This is a genomic window from Henriciella barbarensis (assembly GCF_003576345.1).
Taxonomy (GTDB): Bacteria; Pseudomonadota; Alphaproteobacteria; order Caulobacterales; family Hyphomonadaceae; genus Henriciella; species Henriciella barbarensis.
The window spans coordinates 113,436-129,228 of sequence record NZ_QWGB01000009.1 but is presented as its reverse complement, the minus strand read 5'-3'; the positions used below and the strand labels follow the sequence as shown (position 1 = coordinate 129,228).

Annotated in this window: 20 protein-coding genes; 12 read left to right on the top strand and 8 right to left on the bottom strand. The window is 58.8% G+C overall.

Features of this window, described 5'->3' with window-relative positions:
• Window positions 1-10 precede the first annotated feature (10 nt).
• The gene (locus D1224_RS13675) at window positions 11-982 is read right to left on the bottom strand and encodes a quinone oxidoreductase family protein (RefSeq protein WP_119380599.1); all 972 of its coding nucleotides are present in this window, start codon (window positions 980-982) and stop codon (window positions 11-13) included.
• Window positions 983-1,019: 37 nt separating this feature from the next.
• On the opposite strand from D1224_RS13675, the gene rnhB reads away from it, so the two are divergent.
• From rnhB to ttcA, 4 genes are all read left to right on the top strand, one after another.
• A complete protein-coding gene (gene rnhB, locus D1224_RS13670) occupies window positions 1,020-1,601 on the top strand; it encodes a ribonuclease HII (protein WP_233350556.1) in 582 nt (193 codons plus the stop codon).
• Window positions 1,602-1,698: 97 nt separating this feature from the next.
• Window positions 1,699-3,330, top strand: a complete 1,632-nt coding sequence (locus D1224_RS13665) for an acyl-CoA synthetase (RefSeq protein ID WP_119380513.1) — start codon at window positions 1,699-1,701, stop codon at window positions 3,328-3,330.
• A 326-nt stretch (window positions 3,331-3,656) separates the two neighbouring features.
• A complete protein-coding gene (locus D1224_RS13660; RefSeq protein WP_147372399.1) occupies window positions 3,657-3,983 on the top strand; it encodes a hypothetical protein in 327 nt (108 codons plus the stop codon).
• Window positions 3,984-4,071: 88 nt separating this feature from the next.
• On the top strand, window positions 4,072-4,950 hold the full coding sequence (gene ttcA / locus D1224_RS13655; RefSeq protein ID WP_119380511.1) for a tRNA 2-thiocytidine(32) synthetase TtcA: 879 nt from the start codon (window positions 4,072-4,074) through the stop codon (window positions 4,948-4,950).
• An 18-nt stretch (window positions 4,951-4,968) separates the two neighbouring features.
• Here the strand turns inward: ttcA and D1224_RS13650 are convergent, their stop codons facing one another.
• The 5 genes from D1224_RS13650 to D1224_RS13630 all read right to left on the bottom strand — a co-directional run bounded on the left by D1224_RS13650 (window position 4,969) and on the right by D1224_RS13630 (window position 7,504).
• Window positions 4,969-5,679, bottom strand: coding sequence for a hypothetical protein (locus D1224_RS13650; RefSeq protein WP_119380510.1), 711 nt, complete (start codon window positions 5,677-5,679; stop codon window positions 4,969-4,971).
• A 138-nt stretch (window positions 5,680-5,817) separates the two neighbouring features.
• The gene (locus D1224_RS13645) at window positions 5,818-6,354 is read right to left on the bottom strand and encodes a tetratricopeptide repeat protein (RefSeq protein ID WP_182482305.1); all 537 of its coding nucleotides are present in this window, start codon (window positions 6,352-6,354) and stop codon (window positions 5,818-5,820) included.
• A gap of 52 nt (window positions 6,355-6,406) precedes the next feature.
• Window positions 6,407-6,625, bottom strand: a complete 219-nt coding sequence (locus D1224_RS13640) for a helix-turn-helix transcriptional regulator (protein WP_119380508.1) — start codon at window positions 6,623-6,625, stop codon at window positions 6,407-6,409.
• Window positions 6,626-6,629: 4 nt separating this feature from the next.
• A complete protein-coding gene (locus D1224_RS13635) occupies window positions 6,630-7,052 on the bottom strand; it encodes a hypothetical protein (protein ID WP_119380507.1) in 423 nt (140 codons plus the stop codon).
• Window positions 7,053-7,084: 32 nt separating this feature from the next.
• Window positions 7,085-7,504 carry a hypothetical protein gene (locus D1224_RS13630; RefSeq protein ID WP_119380506.1) on the bottom strand — a complete coding sequence of 140 codons (420 nt, stop codon included), beginning with the start codon at window positions 7,502-7,504 and terminating at the stop codon, window positions 7,085-7,087.
• Between the two features lie 133 nt (window positions 7,505-7,637).
• On the opposite strand from D1224_RS13630, the gene D1224_RS13625 reads away from it, so the two are divergent.
• The 7 genes from D1224_RS13625 to D1224_RS13600 all read left to right on the top strand — a co-directional run bounded on the left by D1224_RS13625 (window position 7,638) and on the right by D1224_RS13600 (window position 13,632).
• Window positions 7,638-8,615 carry an IS1595 family transposase gene (locus D1224_RS13625; protein ID WP_119380505.1) on the top strand — a complete coding sequence of 326 codons (978 nt, stop codon included), beginning with the start codon at window positions 7,638-7,640 and terminating at the stop codon, window positions 8,613-8,615.
• A 65-nt stretch (window positions 8,616-8,680) separates the two neighbouring features.
• Entirely contained in the window at window positions 8,681-9,508 is an 828-nt protein-coding gene (locus D1224_RS13620) for a hypothetical protein (protein WP_119380504.1), read from the top strand.
• Between the two features lie 31 nt (window positions 9,509-9,539).
• Complete coding sequence (locus D1224_RS13615) at window positions 9,540-10,058, top strand: type II toxin-antitoxin system VapC family toxin (protein ID WP_182482304.1); 519 nt, start codon at window positions 9,540-9,542, stop codon at window positions 10,056-10,058.
• Complete coding sequence (locus D1224_RS16540) at window positions 10,045-10,197, top strand: hypothetical protein (protein WP_182482303.1); 153 nt, start codon at window positions 10,045-10,047, stop codon at window positions 10,195-10,197. The genes D1224_RS13615 and D1224_RS16540 overlap by 14 nt, the downstream gene beginning before the upstream one ends.
• Before the next feature lie 178 nt (window positions 10,198-10,375).
• Window positions 10,376-10,732 (top strand): hypothetical protein, encoded by a 357-nt coding sequence (locus tag D1224_RS13610; protein ID WP_119380502.1) that lies wholly within the window; start codon window positions 10,376-10,378, stop codon window positions 10,730-10,732.
• Between the two features lie 351 nt (window positions 10,733-11,083).
• The gene (locus D1224_RS13605) at window positions 11,084-13,177 is read left to right on the top strand and encodes an amidohydrolase family protein (protein ID WP_119380501.1); all 2,094 of its coding nucleotides are present in this window, start codon (window positions 11,084-11,086) and stop codon (window positions 13,175-13,177) included.
• On the top strand, window positions 13,174-13,632 hold the full coding sequence (locus tag D1224_RS13600) for a YaiI/YqxD family protein (protein ID WP_119380500.1): 459 nt from the start codon (window positions 13,174-13,176) through the stop codon (window positions 13,630-13,632). Before D1224_RS13605 ends, D1224_RS13600 begins: the two co-directional genes overlap by 4 nt.
• On the opposite strand, the gene D1224_RS13595 is transcribed toward D1224_RS13600, so the two are convergent.
• Window positions 13,629-14,267, bottom strand: coding sequence for a class I SAM-dependent methyltransferase (locus tag D1224_RS13595; RefSeq protein ID WP_119380499.1), 639 nt, complete (start codon window positions 14,265-14,267; stop codon window positions 13,629-13,631). The genes D1224_RS13600 and D1224_RS13595 overlap by 4 nt on opposite strands.
• 24 nt (window positions 14,268-14,291) lie before the next feature.
• Window positions 14,292-15,449 (bottom strand): alpha-hydroxy acid oxidase, encoded by a 1,158-nt coding sequence (locus D1224_RS13590; RefSeq protein WP_119380498.1) that lies wholly within the window; start codon window positions 15,447-15,449, stop codon window positions 14,292-14,294.
• 155 nt (window positions 15,450-15,604) lie between these two features.
• On the opposite strand from D1224_RS13590, the gene D1224_RS16535 reads away from it, so the two are divergent.
• Entirely contained in the window at window positions 15,605-15,769 is a 165-nt protein-coding gene (locus tag D1224_RS16535) for a hypothetical protein (protein ID WP_182482302.1), read from the top strand.
• Window positions 15,770-15,793 lie beyond the last annotated feature (24 nt).

The window sequence follows — 15,793 nt, the reverse complement described above, 5'->3', positions numbered from 1 at the left end:
ATAAGCCCGTTCAGGGCTTCAATAACGTAGCACCGATCGTCTTTCCACTTTCAATGGCCCGGTGCGCATCTGGCGCATCGGCAAGATCGAATGTCTGGCCGATCTGCGCCTTCAGCGTGCCGGCCCGCATGGCGCCGAAAAGCGCGGCTGCGCCCCGCTTGAGGCCTGCCTCATCCGCAACAAAGTGGAAGAGGCCAGGCCGTGTCATGACAAGCGATCCGCGCCGGTTAAGCTCGCCAGGGGCCAGCGGCTCGACCGCCCCCGAGGCATTGCCATAAGTCACGAACCAGCCGCGGCTCTTCAGGCTGTCCAGCGATGCCTTGGCAGAGTCCTTGCCGACGCTGTCATAGGCAACATCGACGCCTTTGCCATCTGTCAGGGCACGTACACGGCTCGCGACATCATCGCTCGACATGATGACGTCTGCCGCGCCCGACTTCTTCGCCAGCTCGGCCTTTTCATCGTTTGAGGTCACCGCGATAACGCGCACACCCATGGAGGTCGCCCATGGCACAAGCAGAGACCCCACCCCGCCAACAGGTGCCCAGACGAGCGCCGTTTCGCCGGGCTGCGGACGGTAGACTTCGAAGAGCAGCATCCACGCGGTCAGTCCTTTCAGGACGACGGCTGCGCCTTCCTCCTCGCTGATACCCTCCGGCAGTTTCAGCATGCGGGAGGCCGGGCCCGTAAAGTGGGTCGCGTAGGTGCCCTGACCGAGATAGGTAACGCGGTCACCGACCTTCAGCGTCTCAACGCCCTCACCGACCGTTTCGACGACGCCGGCGCCTTCCTGACCTGGCGTGAAAGGCAGCTTCGCCGGATAAAGGCCGGTGCGGAAGTAGGTGTCGATGAAGTTGAGACCCGCCGCAGACTGGCGCACCAGAACTTCGCCGGGGCCTGGCTCACGCGGCTCCATTTGTGTCTTTTTCAACACGTCCGGGCCGCCAAGTTCACTCATCTGAATGCAATATGCGCCGCTCATAAGGAAATCCTTCAGGAATCGTGGTTCTGTTTTCGTGATGAGGGACATAGCGATGATCTGCGGCGTTGACGAGGCCGGGCGCGGACCATGGGCCGGTCCGGTGACGGCTGGCGCGGTCATTCTCGACGACAGCCAACCCATTGAGGGGCTGACCGATTCCAAGAAGATGACCGAGGTGGCGCGCGAAGCGCTCTACCCTGAGATCAAGGCCAAGGCGGTAACGTTTGGCATTGGCTGGGCGAGCCCGGCAGAGGTCGACCAGCTCAATATCCGCGAAGCGACCTTCCTCGCCATGACCCGCGCGATCGCCATTATGGGGCTGGTCCCCGGCGAGCTCATCATCGATGGCAATTGCATGCCGAAGGAGCTGCCCTGTCCGGCCCGCGCCATCGTGAAAGGTGACCTGACAGAACCTTCGATCTCAGCTGCCTCCATCCTCGCCAAGGTGGCCCGTGACCGCGCGATGGCGGAGCTCTGTCATCGCTATCCTGGCTATGGCTTCAGCCAGCATAAGGGCTATGGCACCGCCGCCCATGCCGAGGCGCTTGAAACGCTAGGCCCCTGTGCCTGTCACCGTCGGAGCTTCGCGCCCGTCGCCCGCGCCCTCAGAGCGGCCTGAACACCCCTCCCCCGACGCCACGTAACCCCTCGTGAGACCGCTGATTTCGCTCTACACTGAGCGAAACAGAAAAGAGCTTGCGGAGGAACGGCACATCATGGGCGATAGCATCTACAATCTCGGGGACATGCTTGACGCTGTCGGGGCAGAGCTTGGTGAGGAACACCCTGCCCTCATTCATGGCGACCGGGTCATAAGCTGGCCGGAAATGACGAAGCGCTCGAACAATCTTGCGCGCGAACTGCGCGCAATGGGCGTCGAGACGGGCGACAAGGCCGGCTTCTATCTGCGCAACCAGCCCGAATACATGGAAGCCCTGGTCGCCTGCTTCAAAGGCCGCTTCACCCATGTGAACGTCAATTATCGTTATCTCGACGATGAGCTGACCTATATTTTTGACAATTCGGACTCCGCCATCGTCTTTTTTGACCGCGAGTTCCGTGAGCATGTCGAACGGGTCCGTGAGCGCCTGCCGAAAGTGAAAGTCTGGGTCGAGATTGGCGGCGATGGCTCTGACACGCCTGAATTCGCGGTCGATTATGAGACCCTTGCGGCGAAGGGTGACGGCGCCCCGCTCGGCATCGAACGCTCCGACGATGATCTCATCTTCCTCTATACCGGCGGCACCACCGGCATGCCCAAGGGCGTGATGTGGAGCCACAAGATCTGGCGCGAGAGCTCTCGCGAGTCGATGGTCAAGATCTATGGCTCTGCACCGGAGACCATGGAAGAGCACATTGCCTGGACCCATGAAGCCGGAAAGCACTCGCGCCAGCTGCCTGCCTGCCCCCTTATGCATGGCACCGGCCTGTTCACCGCCATGGGCTCCATCATCGCTGGTGGGTGTATCGTGACGCTGGAGAACACCAAGACGTTCGACCCTGAAGAGCTCTGGTCGACAGTCGACCGGCGCGGCGTGACGGCAATGGCGATTGTGGGCGATGCCTTTGCAAAGCCCATGCTCCGCGTGCTGAACGAGAACCCTGGAAAATATGACCTTTCATCGGTTCAGACCATCACCAGCTCTGGCGTAATGTGGTCGATGGAGGTCAAGCGCGGCCTCATCGAACACATGCCACAGGTCGCCCTGATGGACAGCTTTGGCGCGTCCGAAGCGGTTGGTTTCGGCATGTCGGTGACGACGGCTGAAGGCACGCAGAAGACGGCCCGATTCGAGATCGGCGACAGTTGCAAGGTCTTCACCGAAGACCGGCGCGAAGTGAAAGCCGGCTCTGGCGAGCCCGGCTTTATCGCCCGCGGCGGCGCCGTTCCGCTCGGCTATTATAAGGATGCCGAGAAGACCAAATCGACCTTCTGGGAGGTCGATGGCGTACGCTATGCGGTGCCAGGCGACTGGTGCACGGTCGAGGAGGACGGCACGATCACGCTGCTTGGGCGCGGGTCCAACTGTATCAACTCGGCGGGTGAGAAGATCTACCCTGAAGAGGTCGAAGAAGCCCTCAAGAATCATGATGCTGTGCGCGATGCGTTGGTCGTGGGCCTTGCCGATGAAAAGTGGGGCCAGGCGGTGACGGCCGTGGTCGAGCTCAATGACGGCGCGTCTGTCGACGAAGACACGCTGCGCGCTTTCGTCCAGACACAGCTTGCCCGCTACAAGGCACCCAAGCGTATCCTGTTCAAGGACGGCCTTGGCCGCGCGCCAAATGGCAAGGCGGACTACAAGTCGATCAAATCGTACGCGATGGACAGCCTCGGCGTTTCGGCCTGAGGTCTCGAGACACGTGAACTATCCGACCGGATGGGCACTTTTCATCCGGTCGGATAGTCGCGTGTTTTCATGGTGCAGTGATGGTGTACTGGCGGTGTTTATGCCGGTGCAGCGATCGGCACACCTGAGCCGCGCGGTGGGGCTGGTCGCGGACCATTTGCCCGCTTTCCCGAGCTTCAGTCCGACTCTGTCTGCAAACCTTGCGGGAGTATCAGACGGCGCGCTCGCTTGTGGCAGACTTCGATCAGACCGGTATTCCGCCCGGCGCGAATCCGTTGACGGTGTCGCTTGCAACAAACCATACGGCGAGAAAGAGGGCCAAGAGAATGCAGATCAGGCAGAGACGCGGGCAACTCAGCTATGGCAGCGCTTACAAACTCTTCTTTGTCGGCTGGGTCTGCGGCTGGACCCTGCTGTTCATCCCCTTTCTTTTGATCATGGTGGTCATGACCGCAGGCGGCGGCACAGCGACAATCAATGGCGAGGCCTATTCGGGCGTGGGAGACATGATGGCGATGTTGCCCGCGCTCATCTTTTTCCCAATCATCATCGCCATTCAAGGGGTCATCGCCGCTGCAGCAATGACAGCCGGTATCTGGCTCTACCGGCGGGTACGGCCGGTCACGGTCAGCGGCAGTGAGGACGTTTTCTAAGCCCCACCTGCGGGGAAGGTCCCGGCAGGCGGAGGGGGCCTGACGCCGTCGGATGACGGGCCTGCGGCTCTGTGGCATAGACGCCCCCATGGCTGACGATCAGATGACAGGGCTTGTCCCGCCGCTCTTTGCCGATGTGCCGAAAAGCGTGTCCTTCAAGAAATTGCGCAAGCGTATTGTGCGCAGCGCGCTGCAGGCGGTGGACCAGTATGGCATGGTCGACCGCGCCCGCACGGGCGAGCCGCCGAAATGGCTGGTCTGCCTGTCGGGTGGCAAGGACAGCTATGGGCTGCTGGCCGCGCTGATCGACCTCAAATGGCAGGGCGCGCTGCCGGTGGAGCTGATTGCCTGCAACCTCGATCAAGGCCAGCCCGGTTTCCCCAAACACGTCCTGCCGGGATGGCTGGACAAGGTTGGCGTCAAATATCGGATCGAGACCGAAGACACCTATTCCATCGTGACCGAAAAAGTGCCGGAGAACCGGACCTTCTGTTCGATGTGTTCGCGCCTTCGCCGGGGCATTCTCTACCGCGTTGCGCGTGAGGAAGGCTGCGAGGCCATCGTGCTCGGTCATCACCGCGACGATGCGCTTGAGACCTTCATGATGAACCTCATCCATGGGGGCCGTATGGCAGCGATGCCACCAAAGCTGCTCAATGATGCAGGCGATCTTTTCGTGCTGCGCCCGCTGATCACCTGCGCCGAGGATGACCTTGCAAAGTTCGCCGAGGCGATGGAATTTCCGATTATCCCCTGCAATCTCTGCGGATCACAGGATGGCCTACAGCGTCAGGCCATGAAGGCCATGCTGGACGAGTGGGAGCGTAAGAAGCCGGGCGTCAGGCAAGTTATGGCGCATGCGCTGGCGACCGTACGGCCGAGCCATCTACACGATCCGCGCGTCTTCGACTTTGCGGGCCTTGCCTTGGGCGGCACAGGCGAGGACGATCCGAACGTGCCATTTTAGTCGGCCCTCTCGTCGGCCTTAATTGGCCGCGGTCCATTCAGCGCTCATCTCGTATGGAATGAATATCTCTAATACCAGAGGCCCTGATGGCTGGGTGATCACACGCGACTCCAGCCCCGATACCGTGACCTTGCCTGCGCCCATCTGACTCTGAAGCTGTTCGACCGAGGCGATGATGTTGGCGAGCAGCGCGTCGCGCCGCGTTCCCATATTACGAGCCCCGATGAATTGCTCGCTTCCCAGATAAGCTTCAGCGCGGCCCTCTGGCCTCACGCTGTCGAGAAAGTCATTGGCGCGAGCCATGACGTCGTCAAACGTCTCGCCGGCCGCCACATCGACACTGAGCGTTAGCGTAAAACTCGCCCTATTGCCGTAGAGCGAAAAGACATCGGTGAACTTCACCGACTCGATTGGCGCGGAGGTTTCGCCGATATCGCCGCCGCTTAATTCGAACCCATTCGTGGCAGCCGCCTTGGCAATGAGGCGGTCGTACGAGGCTTTAAGCTCCTGCTCGCGCTCTTCGGCATCACGGGAGCCACTTTGAAAGTTTACTTCAACCAGCACGAAGTCAGCCGGTATGACGCTGTAGATCGCAGGAGCTGACCGTAAGTCATCAACATCAATCTGCGACGCGGTGACTGTTACGGTCTGCTGGCGGGCCTCTTGCGCGTGAGCGACCGGAACTGTGAGGGCCAGGCCAGCCAGCGCCGAAAGGATGACAAGTTTCATGCTGCACCTTCTATCTGAAGGTGCAGACTGGCCCTGTAACAGTTTACAGGCAAGGGCGATCTAAAGCGTCATCCGCCCTTCGACTGGTCGACTTGGCTATGCAGCCGGCGAGGACGATCCGAACGTGCCTTTCTGAGCCTATCCGGCACCGTTAAGGCGCCGTTCGCATTCTTCGACGCGGTTGGCATTCCGGGCAGACGCATAAAGGTCGCGCGCTTCACGCCAGTAGTCGACCGCCTCATTATGATCATCCAGCCAGTCGTAGATCCGGGCAAGCGCGCGGATCCCATTGGCGAGCGTGTCAGGTGGAATGTCCTCTATTGAACGATAGAGGTCGAGGGCGTCCTCGTAATGGGTCTTGGCAAGTCCGAAGCGACCCAGTTCAACCGTTACGTCACCGAGATGACGAGTAACATGGGCTGTCACCAAAGGACCGACATCTTCGCGACGACACAGATTGGCAGCTTCAACATAGAGGCGCTCGGCCCGCTGAAATTCGTGCTCGTCGCGATAGATTTGCCCCTTGGCCATCAGCGCCCGCACAAGAAGTTCCGGGTCAGTCTGGCCGCGGGCGAGTTCCAGCGCGTCGGTCGCCAGCTCATGAGCGTCGTCGGGGCTGGCGTCCCGCCGGGCGATATAGACCCGGTCTATCAACTGCCGGAAATCATGTTTCATGATCCTCCCAACATAGCAGATTTCCACAGATCTGGCGACCGAAAGCAGAGTGCTAGTCGCCCGCCCAGCCGAACACATCCTCCAGCCCGACACCGAACACCCGCGAGATCCGGAAGGCGCTTTCGAGCGAGGGGGAATAACGCCCCTGCTCTATTGCGATGATGGTCTGTCGGGTGACGCCGATCGCCTCGCCGAGCGCCGCCTGCGACATGGCCCCGTGGGCTTCGCGCAACTCCTTGACCCGGTTTGTGATGGGGGGACGTTTCGCCATCGGCTCAGACCCCGGCCCGGTAATAGACGATGCGGGCAGCGTATTCTGCGATCTGCGAAACCATCAGCGCGCCGAAGGCAGCGTGGAAGAGCTGATTGCCGTCATAATTGAAGAGGTAGCCGCCAAGCGCACTGATCAGGCCGACGCCGAGCACGAGGCCGGCTATATTGCCCGCGCGGGCAGCAACGAGCTTGTCGCGTTCATCCATCATGTCATCGGCTTCTGACGGTTTGCTTATGGCAATCAGGATGTGGCCGAGGACCGACAGGATGACGATTACGACGATGTAGACGATGACGAGCGGCAGGACAGGCGGGGCGAGCTGCTCCAGGCCTTCCGACATGGCGGCGACGGTTCTGAAGTAGAAGACCATGCCGGCGATCATGATAAGTCCCATGACCCAGGCGGATTTTTCGTGGAAAGACATTATTCGGGTTCCTTTTTGGAAGACGGCGCGGTTCAGACGGCCATCTGATAGAAGCGGATCCTGGCAGCGGCCTCGATCAGCGTCGCAGCAAGCTGAATGGCCACGATGGCGTAGAGCGCGTCCCATTTGCTGAAATCGAAGACAAAGACCAGCAGGATGAGGCCGGTCAGCGCGAACCCATAGAAATGCATGGTCGGCAGGGCCGCCTTCATATTGACGATGCGGTCGCGCTCATCACCCGGCGCTTCGGCATCCTTTGGATCGCGCGCGGCGATCACGATGGCGCCGATGGTCATCAGGACGACCCAGCCGATGTAGGCGACGATAACTGGCCCGGCAGAGTCGGTGAGCGAACCGGCCCCCATCTGGCGGACATACCAGTAGCCGAGAGCACCCAGTGTCAGCGTCGTCGCGACAATGATGATCCAGTTGAACTTTTCCCTGAATGACATGGGAAGATTCCTTCATGTAAAAAATATCTGACACGACAGATAGTCAAAGATTTTTGACTTGTCAAATATTTCGGACATTATGTATTTGACAAACCCATCGCATGAGGCTATGTAAAGGGCATAGGAGAAACCCATGTCCATTCTGTCCAAGCCATACTTCCACGATGAGAAAGCAGCGTTCGAATACGTTGAGTCCATCCTGTGGGCTGACGGCCCGGAGTGTCCGCACTGCGGTGGACTGGAGCGCGCCTACAAGCTGGAAGGCGTGCGCACTAAGCCGAGTCGCAAAAACCCGGAAGGCAAGGAGCGTCACGGCCTCTGGAAGTGCGGTCACTGCCGCAAGCAATTCACCGTGCGCAAGGGCACCATCTTTGAAGAGAGCCACCTGCCGCTGACGAAGTGGCTGCAAGCCATCTACCTCATGGTGTCCAGCAAGAAGGGCATCAGCGCCCATCAGCTGCACCGTGTTCTGGAGGTCCAGTATAAGACCGCTTGGTTCCTTGCTCACCGTATCCGCGAAGCCATGCGTGAGGGCGCGTTCGACGTGTTCGGTAATGGTGGTGGCGGCGTTGAGGTCGATGAAACCTTCTTCGGCAAAGAGCCGCACAGCACCGCTGGCCGTCGCAAGCGCGCACGTAGCCTGCATGACAAGATGAAGGTACTGACCCTCGTGGACCGCAACACCAAGCAGGCCCGCTCTATGGTGATCAACAGCACGCGCCGCGAAGAAATCGTGCCGATCCTGAACGCGAACCTCTCCAAAGAGGCATACATTCTAACGGACGAAGCGCGCCAGTATCAGAGCCTGTCCTTCTACCTGTCCGGCCAGAAGCATGATCGCGTGAACCACGGCAAAGGCGAATACGTCAGCTTCAAGAACCCCGAGGTCCACACTCAGACCGTGGAGAACTACTACAGCGTGTTCAAGCGTGGCATGAAAGGCACCTATCAGCACTGTGCCAAACACCACCTGCACCGCTATCTGGCAGAGTTCGACTTCCGCTATAACCACCGTTCCGCGAACGGCGTTGAAGATGGAGAACGTGCTGTGCTTGCCCTGCGCGGCGTGAAGGGCAAGCGCCTCACGTATCGGTCAGCTAACACACAATAATCGGGCGCCTAGTAGTATACAGGTAAGGAAACGTCCCGTAGAATCCTTCGGAGAGGACAAGGACGATGGCGACGGATAAAGAACCGTACATTGCCATAATGATGGAAGGGAACCGCGTCGGCGGTGGCCCCGACGGACGCGTTTGGTCTACAAAAATAAGTAAGTTGCTAGGAGTGCTTGCCCGCATGGAGCGGGAAAAGATTCACACCGATGCGCGCAAAACAGACTACGCGTTGATCGACCTCAAGCACCCTAGTGAGTTCGTAGTCGAATTGCGTCCCACCACAAAGCAGCAAGGGTACGACCCCCTTCCCGTGTTCAAATGGGCAATGCAGCAGTTGGAAAATATCGGCACGGATAAGCCTGTCGATCCCGAAGTGGATGCCCGAACCGCTTCTTTGATTGCGGAATTAGCGAAGCCTGAGCCGCAAGCGTATCAGAAATTTTGGGTGAATGGGTATGCTGACCCCGTTCACTTTGATGAAGTGTACGAAGCGAAGGCTCGCGCTTTGGCTGCAAAACGCGTTCTGATTGAACGGCCTTTTGAGTGGTTCGAGGGCACCAGTATGGGCACACTTGTCGGCAAGCTATTGTTTGTGGACGGTACAGCAGGACATCAAACGTTTGCTATCACTCCAGAGGTCGGGCCTGAACGCGTAGAATGCCAGTTCACCGATGACATGAAGGATATTTTGCGGAACAATCTCTTCCGCAAGGTTCGCATTCATGGGCGTATTCACTATCATAGAGACAGCCCGCACCCGAGCACTATCGACGTTCGACGTGTTGAGCCGATAAATACAGGCGAGAAGCCGCATTATCGCTCCATGGCCGGATTGCTAAAAGACTACGACAGGCCCGACAGCAAGTTGTTTGGTATCCTGCATGAGTAAACGTCCCGACGTATTCTATTGGGACGCGTGCATGTTCTACGAATGGCTCAAAGAGGAGCCGTCAAGTCCACATCGCAAGCGAGCGCTGAACCGCATTCTCCAAGAGAATGAGGTAGGCCACAACCAAATTATTACCTCAACTATCACGCACCTTGAGGTGCTGCCGGATAAGCTGCCGCTAGATAAAGAGCGCTTCTATTTCAGCAACTTCGATGACGAGCACATCATCGAGTACAACATGGATCCGAATGTCGTCCGTCTCGCCCGCGAAATTCGGAACTTCTACTACAGGCCAGCGTCACCTGGTCAGTCATTCAAGATGATGGATGCGGGCGATGCCATACATCTTGCAACGGCCGTCATCGCAGGCGTTGATGAATTTCATACACGCGATGATGACAGTAAGGGCTCTAAAGTTCCGCTTGTAAGCCTCTATCAATGGAGCGGAGAAAGTCGATTGATGGGGCAGTATGACTTGAAGATTGTCTGTCCTGAAGACGATCAAACAAACTTGCTGGATGTAGCCGATGGCCAAAATGGAAAGCGATAAGTCGCAACTCGAAAAGTTCAAAGAGGCGGCCCGTGAAGCCGAGTGCGACACGGATGAAACGGCGTTTGAAGAAGCGTTGAAAAAGGTGGCGAAGTCTAAGCCAGAGAAGTCTTCCACAGGCGAAGACGACCAGACATAGCGAGAACATCTGGACTCCGCGCACGAATTGAGTCCCACTTACAGTTGAGCCTGCCGCTGATTCGGACTCAGGGCAGGCTCGTATCTGTAAACCCCGGAGGGCTTGATGTGCGCACCCTAGTAGAATTGAACTGGAACGCACGGAGCGTCAAGTCCTTCATCAGAAGGAATCTGACAATATGGCAAACCTGATTTGGCACAAAGGCGGCCTATTTGGCGAACACTGGATCAGCCTCGAAAACGCTGTTCTAGAAACCATCCACGAGCACGGCGTTTACGTCATCTGGCATGGCGGGCAAACGCCGCATGTCGTGCGCGTCGGGCAAGGTGACGTGAGGCAGCGTATAGCCGCGCATCGCAAAAATCCCGATATTCTCCGCTGGAAGCAACGCGGCCACTTATTCGTTACGTGGGCAGAAGTGGCTTCTCAGTATCGCGACGGCGTCGAGCGACATCTATTCGATCGATATTCGCCCCATGAAGGCGAGCGTCATCCTCTGGCGCTTCCGATCGCGGTGAATGATCCGTGGGGCTAACGGACTGAAGCCCTGCCATCAGCTCTAACGCGGCCTCTTTCAGCTGCATGAGCCGATAATACGTCCAAGGAGGCTCCGCTCCCGAGCGGAGCCTTTCTTCTGCCCAGTCGATGCTGGCGGCAAGATGCTCGTCAATCTTCATCATAATTCAACCTGCACTATGGAGCTTGGTTCCTGCCAAGCGGTTAAAAGGGGCGCGCGCGACCGGGTTTATCAAATACACAATGTCCAATATTTCTTACAAATCCAGTTCTGCCTTGTGGACACTGAAGGGGTTCTCGGCTCTCGCTTTCAGGCCGCGGGTCTGCTTTGATAGCGAAAACCAGAGTTCGGGCTGAGGGAGTAATTACGATGACTTATAGATGGATGGCTGCGATGGGCCTTCTGGCGCTCGGCGCGTGTTCGAACCCGTCAGGCGACGAGGCGCCAAACGCTGCCAACGAGACCGCTGGCGAAGCCGCAGAAGTTAGCCAGAGCGTCTATACGATCATGGTCAGCGGCACGAAGATTGGCGACATGGTCGTTGACCGGGCGGGCGATGAGATCACGGTTGATTACGAGTACCGCAATAATGGCCGTGGCCCGACCATGGCCGAAACGATCACGCTGGACGAGGACGGTGTGCCCGTCTCCTGGACGGTGACCGGCAATACGACTTTCGGCAATGCGGTGGATGAGAGCTTCAGCCTGGAAGACGGCGCGGCCCGCTGGACCGACTCGACCGGGACCGGCGAAGCAGATGTAAGTGAGCCATCGGTCTATATCGCCCAGTCGGGGACGCCCTATGCGCTGGCCGTCTATGCTGGCGCGCTTCTGTCCGATGATGACCTTTCCATGCCCGCCCTGCCTGCGGGTTCTCTCAGCCTTGAAGAGCTCGACCGGGTGCAGCTCACGGCAGGCGAAGAAACGGTCGATGCCACAGTCTATGGTCTGATCGGACCGGAGCTCGACCCGACTTATTTCCTGATGGACGCTGAAAGCCAGGACTATCTAGGCCTCATCACGCCGGAATTCCTGATCATCCACGAAGGCCTGGAAGGCGACGATGTCATGCTGCGTGAGCGGGCGGTCCAGTACTCGACCGAACGGTTCGAGGCGCTGCAGGCCGAGCATGCACGCAATTTCGATGCGCCCGTCCGCGTGTCCAATGTGCGCATCTATGACCCCGAGACCATGACGCTTGGCGAGCCATCTTCTGTCCTCGTCGAGGATGACCAGATCACGGCCATCGAGGCCGCCGATGCTAGCGGCGAAGGCGAATATGTCATCGACGGCAATGGCGGCACACTCATCGCGGGCCTGTCCGACATGCACGGCCATATGGGCCAGAATTCAGCGCTTCTGAACGTGCTGGCTGGCGTCACTTTCGTGCGCGATATGGGCAATGACAATGAGGTGCTCGGTGAGCTGATCAACAAGATCGAGAACGGCACGCTGGCTGGTCCGCGTATCGTCCGCTCCAGCTTCATCGAAGGCAAAAGTCCCTACAATTCCAATAACGGCATCATCGTCACCAGTCAGGAAGAAGCCAATGAGGCCGTCCGTACCTCCTGCGAGGCCGGGCACTTCTTCATGATCAAGATCTACAACTCCATGAAGGGTGAATGGGTGCCAGAAATGGTCGATATCGCGCATGAGTGCGGGTTGAAGGTTGCAGGGCACGTCCCGGCTTTCTCTCGCGCGAATGCAATGGTGGAAGCCGGTTATGATGAGCTGACCCATATCAACCAGGTGATGCTGGGCTGGGTGCTCGAAGAAGAAGAAGACACGCGGACGCTCCTTCGCCTGACCGCCCTTTCGCGCCTGCCGGATGTCGATCTCGATAGCCCGCAGGTTCAGGAAACCATCGATTTGATGGTGGAGAATGACGTCTCCATCGACCCGACGCTGGCGATCCACGAAGCCCTGCTTCTCTCGCGCAATGGCGAGACGCGGGCTGGTGTCGCCGATTATATCGATCATATGCCAGTCGGTGTGCAGCGCGGTGCAAAACAGGCCTGGTCGAATATCGAGACACCGGAAGATGATGCGGCCTATGCTGGCGCGTTCGACCAGATCGTGGAGACGCTGTCGAGAATGCGCGAAGCCGGTATCACGATCTGGTTCGGTACCGATATGGGCGGGGCGTTCAATCAGCACCGCGAAATGGAGCTCTACCAGGACGTTGGCTTTACGGCCGGCGAAATCCTGACGCGCTCCACGCAGGAAGCGGCCGACTATCTGGGAATGGGCGACGAGATCGGCTCCATCGAGGCTGGCAAGAAGGCGGACTTCTTCCTGGTGCCGGGCAATCCGCTGGATGACCTTGCGGCGATCAAGACCGTGCAACTCGTCATGAAGGATGGCACCGCCTACTTCCCGAGCGAGATCTATCCGGCCTTCGGCATCGAGCCATTCGTGGACGCGCCTGAAGTGGTGGCACCTGATGCGGCCGAGGCCGAGTGACAGGCATTGTCATCCACGTCGATGCGGACGCCTGCCCGGTAAAGGATGAGGTCTACAAGGTGGCGGTACGCCATGAGCTGCCGGTCAACATTGTGGCCAACAGCTTCATGCGCGTGCCGCAACATCGCCTCTTCACGCGCGTGACGGTGCCTGAAGGACCGGACATCGCAGATGACTGGATCGCTGAGCGGGCCGGCCCGCATACGATTGTGATCACGTCAGACATTCTGCTGGCAGAGCGCTGCCTCAAGGTGGGTGCGCGGGTGCTCTCGCCGAAAGGCAAGGCGTTCACGGCGAACTCCATCGGTCAGGCGGTCGCGACGCGGGCGATCATGGAAGACCTGCGCGGTATGGGTGAGCAGACAAGCGGACCGGCCGCCTTCAAGCCGGCTGACCGGTCAAACTTCCTGTCAGCGCTGGAAGTGGAGATCCAGAAGCTGAAGCGCGCACGTTAGCGCTTTCTGGCAACGATGAAGTGGGCCGTGATGCCCTTCTTGTCGGGATAGAAGCTCTCGACCTGCTCAAACCCGGCCTCGTCTAACAGGCGGTCGAGGTCCGTTTTCGATAGGAAAGTGACGTGCGGCGCCTTTCCGGCAAGCTTCATCGCGGGAATGAGAAACCGTAGCAACGAAAAGCCATCCTTGAGGCACACGGTACTCTGAATGAAGTAGCCGCCCGGCTTCAGGAGCGCGTGGACCTTTTTCGTGACGGCCTCCGGGTCGCGGCAGAGGTGAAGAATATTGAGCCCAAGGACGACGTCGAAGCTGTGGCCGTCCGGGTCAAACTCTTCAATGCCGATACGCTGGAAATCAACGTTCTGGATATCAGCTTCAGCCGCCTTTACCCGCCCCACATCAAGCATGTTCTGGGCAAGATCAGTTGCCAGAATGTAGTCGACGTAAGGCGCGTGCAGGAGCGCGGTTGAGCCAGTCCCGCAGCCAAACTCGAAAACGCTACTTTTCGGCGTCAGATATTTGCGCGTGATCGCGAGCTTCTGCTCATAGGTTTCCTGATCCGAGATGGGCTGGCTGGCATATTTCGCAGCCAGCCTGTCCCAGAAGCGCTGATCGCTCTTCGATGCTGTTTTCATGTCCCCTGCCCCCAAAGCCCGGTTTTACGCTTTAGGCGCCCGCATAAGGCCCGGGTCAAGTTCTTCGAGGTGCGTGGCACCAAGAAGCGCCATGATGCGCCGAAATTCATCTTCCAGAATTGTAAGTGCCTTCTCGACGCCACGTTCGCCGCCGGCCCCGAGGCCATAGAGCGAGGCCCGGCCAAGCGCGACACCCGTTGCACCGCGCATGAGGAGTTTCGCGATATGCGCGCCGCGCCGCACGCCGCCATCGGCAATAATGTCTGCGCGCCCGGCAACAGCCTCCACGATTTCAGGCAGCAGGTCGATAACCGGTACGGCCGTATCTAGCTGGCGACCGCCATGATTGGAGACCCAGATCGCATCCGCGCCAATCTCAATGGCGCGCCTTGCATCCTCGCCGCGCGAAATGCCCTTGATGGCAAAGCCTCCATTCCATGCGTCGCGCATCCAGCTGACATCATCCCATGTGGTTGAGCGCGAGAACTGCTCATTCACAAAGCCGATCACGCCCCCCGTTTCGCCTGCATTGCCGCCGCGCAAGTGCGTGAAGTTTGCGGGCGTTATGCGCGGCGTGCGCACCAGGTCCCAAAGCCAGCCTGGCCGGGCGAGCACCTGGCTGGCGACTTTCAGGTTCGGGCTTGGCGGGATGGAAAAATGGTTGCGCGGGTCGCGCTCGCGGTTGCCTGCGACCGGCATGTCCACAGTCAGAATACAGCCTGTGAAGCCAGCCGTCTTTGCCCGTTTCAGGAAAGTTTTCACGATCTCCCGGTCGTGCCAGACATAGAGCTGGACCCATTTTGGACCAGGATTGGCCTCTGCAATCGCCTCCAGCGTGTGGGAGGCGAGCGTCGAGCAAGCGTAAATGACTTTCTTCGCATTGGCAGCGCCCGCCATGGCAAGCTCACCCTGTGCCGGGTGGAACAGGCGCGTCGATGCTGTGGGCGAAATGAAAAAGGGAAGACGTGTCTTCTGTCCCATGATCGTCGTTGAACAGTCGATCTTGGAAACGTCTCGAAGGGTGCGCCATGTCAGTTGATAGTCATCAAAGCGGCTCACCGAGTGTTTCAGCGTGACCTCATCCTCAGCCCCGCCATCAATATAATCAAAGACCATGCGCGGCAGGCGCGCCTTCGCCATGGCGCGCAGGTCATCAATATTTACGGCGCGATCGAGCTTCATTTCAGGTCTGCACTCTCTGTGTCGTGCTGGTCGGCGGGCCGGGAAAGATCGATACCGCTCGCGATCACACTGCGTCTATCTTGGCCGGGGCGGGAACGCCTGACAATAGAACGGCGTTTTTCCGGCATAATAATCCGTCCACGTTGGAGATCGCCATGACAGACAAGGAAATAGAAGAAGAGGCTTCTGAGGGCCTGAAAGACCAGAAGATCCGCCCGGCCGGCAAGGAGTCACAGAAGAATCCGCCGAAAGACTGGGATACTGTGGATGAGGAGCTGGATGAGACATTCCCGGCAAGCGATCCACCCGCCAACTATTAGGAAGCGCCCCGCTGAAAAGAGAAG